The sequence below is a fragment of the Psychrobacter sp. ENNN9_III genome (assembly GCF_001462175.1).
GTDB lineage: Bacteria > Pseudomonadota > Gammaproteobacteria > Pseudomonadales > Moraxellaceae > Psychrobacter.
In genome coordinates this window covers 1-4,533 of the sequence record NZ_LNUO01000167.1, presented here as the reverse complement: position 1 = coordinate 4,533, position 4,533 = coordinate 1, and the positions used below count along the sequence as shown (strand labels likewise).

Annotated in this window: 4 protein-coding genes; 1 reads left to right on the top strand and 3 read right to left on the bottom strand. The window is 41.5% G+C overall.

Annotated elements, in window-relative coordinates; translation table 11 throughout:
- The first annotated feature begins 215 nt into the window (after window positions 1–215).
- Window positions 216–1,118, top strand: a complete 903-nt coding sequence (locus PENNN9_RS10215; RefSeq protein ID WP_058369583.1) for an acyl-CoA thioesterase — start codon at window positions 216–218, stop codon at window positions 1,116–1,118.
- An 80-nt stretch (window positions 1,119–1,198) separates the two neighbouring features.
- On the opposite strand, the gene mutY is transcribed toward PENNN9_RS10215, so the two are convergent.
- The 3 genes from mutY to ylqF form a co-directional block, all read right to left on the bottom strand.
- Window positions 1,199–2,467 (bottom strand): A/G-specific adenine glycosylase, encoded by a 1,269-nt coding sequence (gene mutY / locus PENNN9_RS10210; RefSeq protein ID WP_058369582.1) that lies wholly within the window; start codon window positions 2,465–2,467, stop codon window positions 1,199–1,201.
- 142 nt (window positions 2,468–2,609) lie between these two features.
- Complete coding sequence (locus tag PENNN9_RS10205; protein ID WP_156410094.1) at window positions 2,610–3,209, bottom strand: hypothetical protein; 600 nt, start codon at window positions 3,207–3,209, stop codon at window positions 2,610–2,612.
- A 123-nt stretch (window positions 3,210–3,332) separates the two neighbouring features.
- Window positions 3,333–4,286, bottom strand: a complete 954-nt coding sequence (ylqF, locus tag PENNN9_RS10200) for a ribosome biogenesis GTPase YlqF (protein ID WP_058369580.1) — start codon at window positions 4,284–4,286, stop codon at window positions 3,333–3,335.
- Between the last annotated feature and the right edge of the window lie 247 nt (window positions 4,287–4,533).

The following is a 4,533-nucleotide window of genomic DNA, read 5'->3' as shown; positions in this document are numbered from 1 at the left end:
TTATATATTCATATAAATAAACTCTAACCTAAGTAGTCAAGTTAATGCGAGTGAGTAAGCGTGTGGCAACTGGTCAAAGCCTACAATATTGGTTAAGATGTTTTCTATTTTACAGTCAAACACCGTTTCTAAGTGACAAACAAGCTCCCTTACGCGCTCACGTATTAACACTGCTCTCCAGTAATGGTCGCTCAAAAACAAGGAAAATTACTGCCATGTCCTATTATTCACAACTGATTGATGAGTTGCTCGCTACAGTGGCACTTATCGAAGTCAGTCCAGATGTGTTTGAAGGCAAAAGCCATGATTACGTTGGTACGCGTATATTTGGCGGGCAAGTACTTGCTCAAGCTATGATGGCCGCAGCTCATACATTAAATACAGATAAGCCTTGTCACTCGCTACATGGTTATTTTTTGCGCGGTGGTGATATCAATCAACCAGTGATTTATCAAGTAAGGCGCTTACGTGACGGCCGTAGCTTGTCAGCACGCGAAGTGACGGCGATTCAGTATAAACAAGTCCGTGGTAAGCCGCCTGTTGAACAGGTCATATTTTCGATGATTGCCTCATTTGCACCAATGGAAGAGGGTTTAGAGTATCAAGAAAACATGCCTGTTTATCCACCACCTGAAGATTTACAGACTGAGCAAGATCTAAAAGAGAGTTATGTGGGCAAAGTACCAGATGCGCTCAAAGCTCGTTTTATGCGTCGTCGTCATGTGGAGATTAAGCCTGTCAAACCGCGTGACCCTATAAATCCTGTGCCAACCAAACCCAAACAAGCCAGCTGGTTACGCATACGTGAATTAGGCTCGCAACCAGTTGCGATTCAACAAGCGCTATTGGCATTTTCTTCTGATTTTTATCTAGTGGGAACGGGGCTTATGTCCCATGGCATCAGCTTTATGACCAGTGGCCTACAAGCGGCTAGCATTGATCATTCAATGCACTTTCATCGCAGTTTTGATGTAAATGATTGGCTGTTATATGACATGTGGAGTGATACAACATCCAATGCGATGGGGCTAAACCACGGTCAGTTTTGGCAGGATGGTAAGCTGGTTGCTACTGTGCAACAAGAGGGTTTGATGCGTCTGCGCGTTCCAAAGTCTTAAAAAGTCTTAAGCGCAGCACCATCCTAAATTTTAACCTTCTATGATTTTCCCCATTGCGCGAGGTAGCCCAATCCTAAATTTTAACCTTCTATGATTTTCCCCATTGCGCGAGGTAGCCCAAGGCTGTCTTGCGCTTTTTGTTCGGTGAGCCACTTAAAGACAGTTTCAGCATCACCTAGTCTCTTGTTTAGCTCAGTTGCCTGCGTCGCATCGATCGTCAATTTTTTCGGCGTCAAATACCAATGAAAATGAGTCAGTGAATGCTTAATCGGTGCGTCAGTCAGTAAAGTATTACTAACTGATTTTGCTACCAGCTCATTTTTCATCAGCCATTCATTAATGATTTGCTCAGCGGTGGTAAATTCCGCTTCGTATACTCTTTCATTACTACAGACATCATTTGCTACGTTTGATAACTTATCATCGTTCGCAACTTGTTTTTTATCAATCGTCTTGCTATTCACTTTGCCTTCAATTTTTTCTACAAACTGCAAAGGCAAACTCCACAGTCCGCCCCAAATACCGTTATCGGGGCGCTGTAGCCATAAGATGTTACCACCTGCATCTTTAATTAATAGCGCATTGCTAAACTTGCTTGGTTTGGGCTGTTTTTTCGCCTTAACAGGATACTCAGTCTCACGACCTTGTGCATGTGCCAAGCAATCATCTTGTAGTGGACACAATAAGCAAGCAGGTTTGCTACGCGTACATAAGGTTGCGCCCATATCCATCATAGCTTGCGCAAATAAACCTGAACTCTCTTTTGGCGTTAAACGCTCAGCCAATGCCCACAGCTCTTTAGTCGTCGCTGATTTGGTAATATCGCCATCGATCGCTGCCCAGCGTGTCAGCACGCGTTTAACGTTACCATCACAGATGACGCCATAACGATGTAGTCCCATCGCCATAATTGCCCCAGCGGTCGATGGCCCAACGCCGGATATCGCTTCCCAACCTGCCAAGGTTTGCGGCAATTCGCCAGTTTCATCGATTACGTCGACTAACTGTTTAGCACCTTTATGCAGATTGCGCGCGCGCGCATAGTAGCCTAGACCCGCCCAATGCTCCGCGACTGTATCCCAATCCGCTGCTGCCAAATCTTGCACCGTTGGGAATGACGCCATAAAACGCGCAAAATAGGGTAGTACAGTAGTCACTTGTGTTTGCTGGAGCATGACTTCCGATAACCAAACGACATAAGGATTGGGCGTATCGGTTTGATGCTGTTGCCAAGGTAAATCGTGGCGACCATTTTCGGCAAACCAATCGAGAAGGCGTGGGGCAAAGGTGTTTAGTGATTTGGATGCATAGTTGAAATAGGGTTCTGAGTTAACGGTTGTTTGAGTCATAGGATTTTTTAATTATCACTTGAGGTTATTAATTCTATTTTACCACTACATATTCTATGAGTTGGGTTTGTATGATTTACTATGAGAATTAATGATTAGATACTGTACTGTTATTAGCAAAGCACCATGCTCTCTATGCAGCTTACATACTAAAGTTTTCAAAAGGATTGATGAATTTGAAGCCATACGTCAAAACGCTTATTAATGCTGCGTAACCAGAAATTTTAAGGATATTCTCTCGTAAGGATTTAAGGTTATCTATACCATACTTATGAACAACATTGGCTAAATCAGATAATGCTTCAATTTCAAAATTATTAATAACAATTTCACTTAATGAAGTTATATTTATTTGTTCGATAATATCACTTGGGTAATTGAATGCAGCCATTGCTACGATACTTAAAAAGGGAATCGAGTATAAAATATAATCGCTAATAGGGTGTGACTCATAAACTTTGAATAACTCCCTAAACTTGAGATAATGCACTATTTTGTATGCAATGTCCTGAGCAACTATCAACGCTATAACAAACATCATGTAAAGAAATTTGACTACTAAAACAAGAATAGTTATAAAAAATAGTAAAGTGAGCAGCCAAGTATAAAAAACTGTTTTCCCAACATCTGACTCATTTTTTGCGACGAAATACATAATAAATGGTGGGATAAAGGTTAAGAACAGAGTTGTATACAATGCAGTATTATAAAAAACACTTCTTAAAATTAGAAATAAACCCAAACTAAGTCCATAATAAATGAATGAAAATCTATTTTCATGGAACCACCACTTAAGCTCGTAATTCATATATAAACTCAAATTTTTGTAGGATGAACCCAGCGCGCTGTTAAATAATCTTAAGCACTACTTCCGATTCTTCCGCGCACGCTTTTTACGTAAACGCTTTTCCTCTAACTTAGCTTCTTTTTTCGCTTCAGCCTGTGCGCGTATCTCTTCTACCAATAACAGCTCTGCTTCACGCATTTTTGGCGTCTCTAAAGTAATGCGCCCCAATATGCCGCTGCGCAGCTCATTGATGAGTATCTCCGACATACGGTAGGTATCAACGATGCCACCTTTTTTTAACAGGCCTCGGTTACGGCCAGCAACTTCGAAAAACTCCCAATCAGTCTGTGGTAGATCTTCAATTTTGTAGCGTTCTTTAAGCAGCTCAGGATAAGCTTCAATTAAATATTCAGCGGTGTAACCTGCCACATCAGCAAAGTCAAAAGCCGTATCTTTAATACCACCCGTAGCCGCCAAGCGGTAGCCTGAATTTGGGTTTTCTATTTTTGGCCAGAGCATACCAGGTGTATCATAAAGCATGATGTCGTTATCGATTTTGATCAGCTGCTGAGATTTAGTCACGGCAGGTTCATCGCCTGTTTTAGCGATACTACGTCCCGCTAAACTGTTAATCAAAGTCGATTTACCGACGTTTGGTATGCCCATGATCAGCACTTTGATCTGACGTCCCGTACCGACTTTATTGGGGATTAGCCGCTTACACAGCTCGACAATTTTATGTACGTTGTTGGATTTGTTATCATCAAAAGCGATGGCTTTTACTTGATCATGACTTTCTAAATACTCAATCCACGCTTGCGTTTGGTCAGGGTCGGCGAGGTCTGCTTTATTGAGTATTTTGATGACGGGTTTTTGTCCACGTAGCGCTGCGACCATAGGGTTTTCGCTACTGTATGGAATGCGTGCATCGATGACTTCGATGACGACATCCATCTCTGGCATAATCTCTTTGATTTCGTTACGGGCTTTGTTCATGTGCCCGGGGAACCACTGGATACTAGCGTTACTCATTGATATAACAACCTTCTTTAAATGGAGTGCCAAAAGTAGAACGATATATTTTTACTTTTATGATAAGGTCAAGTTTACTACACAATGAGGGGTTGAATGCGTCTAAAGTCGTTTGCTTGTTTTATTTTAATTTGTCCAAACGCACTATTGCAAAAGGTGCGTCTTAAAAAAGGTCTAGGTTAGGTAAGAATTTACACGCTTAATAAAGGGTTTCTTATACAAAAAAAGCGAAGCATGAATATCATGC